The sequence below is a fragment of the Commensalibacter sp. Nvir genome, assembly GCF_963921845.1.
Taxonomy (GTDB): Bacteria; Pseudomonadota; Alphaproteobacteria; order Acetobacterales; family Acetobacteraceae; genus Commensalibacter.
In genome coordinates this window covers 1-2,789 of the sequence record NZ_CAWUGZ010000047.1, presented here as the reverse complement: position 1 = coordinate 2,789, position 2,789 = coordinate 1, and the positions used below count along the sequence as shown (strand labels likewise).

Annotated in this window: 6 protein-coding genes; 4 read left to right on the top strand and 2 right to left on the bottom strand. The window is 33.3% G+C overall.

Annotation, left to right across the window (positions count from 1 at the left end):
* Window positions 1–37 precede the first annotated feature (37 nt).
* Window positions 38–148 carry a DUF3892 domain-containing protein gene (locus tag AABE15_RS09240; RefSeq protein WP_408870248.1) on the top strand — a complete coding sequence of 37 codons (111 nt, stop codon included), beginning with the start codon at window positions 38–40 and terminating at the stop codon, window positions 146–148.
* Here the strand turns inward: AABE15_RS09240 and AABE15_RS03760 are convergent.
* Together AABE15_RS03760 and AABE15_RS03755 are read right to left on the bottom strand one after the other, a co-directional pair.
* Window positions 145–585, bottom strand: a complete 441-nt coding sequence (locus AABE15_RS03760) for a DUF3892 domain-containing protein (protein WP_338329944.1) — start codon at window positions 583–585, stop codon at window positions 145–147. The genes AABE15_RS09240 and AABE15_RS03760 overlap by 4 nt on opposite strands.
* Complete coding sequence (locus AABE15_RS03755; RefSeq protein ID WP_338329943.1) at window positions 578–775, bottom strand: YdaS family helix-turn-helix protein; 198 nt, start codon at window positions 773–775, stop codon at window positions 578–580. The genes AABE15_RS03760 and AABE15_RS03755 overlap by 8 nt, the downstream gene beginning before the upstream one ends.
* Window positions 776–846: 71 nt before the next feature.
* On the opposite strand from AABE15_RS03755, the gene AABE15_RS03750 reads away from it, so the two are divergent.
* From AABE15_RS03750 to AABE15_RS03740, 3 genes are all read left to right on the top strand, one after another.
* Window positions 847–1,209 carry a helix-turn-helix transcriptional regulator gene (locus AABE15_RS03750; RefSeq protein ID WP_338329942.1) on the top strand — a complete coding sequence of 121 codons (363 nt, stop codon included), beginning with the start codon at window positions 847–849 and terminating at the stop codon, window positions 1,207–1,209.
* Between the two features lie 208 nt (window positions 1,210–1,417).
* Window positions 1,418–2,038, top strand: coding sequence for a hypothetical protein (locus tag AABE15_RS03745; RefSeq protein WP_338329941.1), 621 nt, complete (start codon window positions 1,418–1,420; stop codon window positions 2,036–2,038).
* A gap of 112 nt (window positions 2,039–2,150) precedes the next feature.
* Entirely contained in the window at window positions 2,151–2,495 is a 345-nt protein-coding gene (locus AABE15_RS03740; RefSeq protein WP_338329940.1) for a helix-turn-helix transcriptional regulator, read from the top strand.
* Window positions 2,496–2,789: the final 294 nt, after the last annotated feature.

The window sequence follows — 2,789 nt, the reverse complement described above, 5'->3', positions numbered from 1 at the left end:
TTCATGTTTTCCTAAAGATAAAAACGAGCCAGGTAAATTGTTCCAAGGAGCCGAAATTCAAATCTATCCAATAAACGGCAATAAATACATACGCACCAACGCAGATAACGAAACCAGAGACAATCTCGAAAACGTTGAAGAGTATTAATCCTCTATACAATTTTCGTTACAAATTACAGGATGTAATTCTTCAACTACGTTAAACGCCTCTTCGTTATTTTCTGAACTAGGAATGGAAAAGTTTAGATCATCCCCTTTTTGGGAAACCACCACTATTTCCGTTCCATCCTTTGTTTTTTCAATGACAACATTTTTCCAAGGGTATAAATGACCAAATACAATACGACGCGCTGTTTTATAGATCTTGCCAGCTTTGATATGTTCTATCACCTGCTCTCGGGTCTCTTCATGCTCATTGATTAATTTCAGCCCATCAAACTCGCACACTTTGATTTTTTCAATGAATTTGTGATCAGCATCATAATGGACACCACAAACAACAAAATCGGCTCCTACTTCTGCACGGACAAAAGAATCCCACCCATCTTTATCGGTCACTGTAATGATATCAATTTTCTCACTCATGTTCGTTTCCTTTTCTAAAAATGTCTGGACGCAGTTCCTCTCTCGGAATTCCTGTAATTTTTTCAATTACCGCCAAACGATTAACTGGAACTGCTTTCCATCGAATGATGGCTGTATGATGGATACCTATAAGTTTAGATAGATTAGAAGGTCCGCCACCAGCTTTAAGAATGTCTTTAATATTCATCATAAAACTATTTATGTGATTATTTATCACATTTGTCAATAAAAAAAGATGTTCATTTTAATCACACAAACTTGATGAAAAGTCATTACAAAATAATTATGGAAACACTAGGTGATAAAATTAGAAAGATTAGATATAAAAGCGGTCTCAAACAGATCGAATTCGTTACAGAATTGGGCATTGATCGTTCTTATCTATCTAAAATAGAATCTAATAAAATAAAACCTGGAAGAGAACTCCTTATAAAAATGTCTAAAGAATTTAACGTTTCCCTTGATTGGTTGACTTCTGATCAATACAGTCAAAATCCTGCATCAGCACAAAATAATGATGAAGCTATTTTACTATATGCATTTCGAAATTTACCAGATGATGAAGCTAAAGCATTGCTTGAGTTTGTCTCGCTGCGAAGCAAAAAATTAAATAAAAAAAAATAATGTGATTTATTATCACTTTTTTTATTGACAATTAATGTGAATATATGTCACATATACTCTCATGACACACGTTATGGGAGTTTTTGCTTTTAAACTCCCAACTTAGAAAGGAGTTTATTATGAAATACGAATCACAAAAAAATACGTTACCTTTTACAGACTAACGTAAAACCAACCCTCAAGTATTTTAGAATCGTCGAGCTAAACCATGTGCCAAATTATCCAAAACAAAACAATTGAAGTCGGAGAAGTCGCCGAAAATGGGCTTCGATTATGGTCAGCACGATTTGTATATGATCAGGCTTTAAATGCACATAATGTAATAGAAACAAGTTTACAACGCCTGAAGGTAAGAGCAAGTAATTTGCTCGGATGGACAATGACTTTAATGTCAGGGCTAATTATCGCTTTTTCTCTTCAAGAAAAACATCAATTTTATTTGTTATTAATGTTAACGCCTCTATTCATTACAAGTTATTTATGTGTTCGAGTACTTCAGAGCACACCATGGAATTATTACAATCTTTCAGCTTCAGAAATGGATAAATTACAAGGAAAGTTTGAAAGTGAATTAGAAATCATTGAGCATTTAATTCTAGATATTAATGAAGTGAATGACAGAAACTCTGTAGCTTTAAAAAATGTTAGAAACTACATGCAGTGGGCATGGATAGCTTTTCTCAGTATCCCCACCTTAGGACTCCTTTTACTTGTTTTTGGAAGTTTTTATAAGCAAACTGATAATTTTTGGATTAACCGGTTTTCTAGAAGTAATGATTTAGACACAAAATTAGTTGAAGGTTTGGAGAAAGAAGATTCTATCCCCTAACGAGGAAGACCATGACAGAGCCACGGTCTTAGATATTCGAATGTCAATGAACGATGAAAGTATATTAGCAAAATGCTAATATATCAGTCAATAAAAATGTTAGCAAAATGCCATGAATAATTTTGTAGATTCAGTTACGTTTTTAAGTATGACATTAAATGAACGACTTAAAACACTTAGACTTAACCGTAATCTAGGGCAAGCAGATGTTGCAGCCATAGTTGACGTGTCAATTCCTACAGTAAGTGAATGGGAAACAGGTAGAAAGAATCCAAACCGTAAAAAATTGATTATTTTAGCCGATTATTATGGTGTGACCTTAGACTATCTTATCCAAGGAATTGAAACTAAAGAATTATCTAAGAATGAAGAACTCATCTTAGATCTGTATCGCCGAGCCCCTGATGATATTAAAGGTGCAGTTTTTACCGTCCTAAATTCGTCTATAAAAAAATAAATTAGCAAATAATATTATTTTATTGTCTTTTTGCTAACAAAATCTATTGACTGTTTTATTAGCATTTTGCTAAATTAAACTATATCAAAAAAGGGAATGAAGTTCGCAGCTCCATTCCCTTCCAACCCCAAATCAAGGAGCTTAAACATGAGCTTTATCATTAACAACTTATACAAAATTTTTCCATCTTTTTTTGAAAATAAAAAAACGGTTGAACTTAAAACTAAAGAGTTAAAAGACCAAATTCGTTTTCAAAATCTGCAAGCGGATCGCTATCGCTACTATCTACCCCGT

What these genes read in the sequence shown, in the direction of transcription:
- AABE15_RS03760 (WP_338329944.1), bottom strand. Translation starts at nt 585, where the DNA reads ATGAGTGAGAAAATTGATATCATTACAGTGACCGATAAAGATGGGTGG.
- AABE15_RS03755 (WP_338329943.1), bottom strand. Translation starts at nt 775, where the DNA reads ATGATGAATATTAAAGACATTCTTAAAGCTGGTGGCGGACCTTCTAAT.
- AABE15_RS03750 (WP_338329942.1), top strand. Translation starts at nt 847, where the DNA reads ATGAAAAGTCATTACAAAATAATTATGGAAACACTAGGTGATAAAATT.
- AABE15_RS03745 (WP_338329941.1), top strand. Translation starts at nt 1,418, where the DNA reads ATGTGCCAAATTATCCAAAACAAAACAATTGAAGTCGGAGAAGTCGCC.
- AABE15_RS03740 (WP_338329940.1), top strand. Translation starts at nt 2,151, where the DNA reads ATGAATAATTTTGTAGATTCAGTTACGTTTTTAAGTATGACATTAAAT.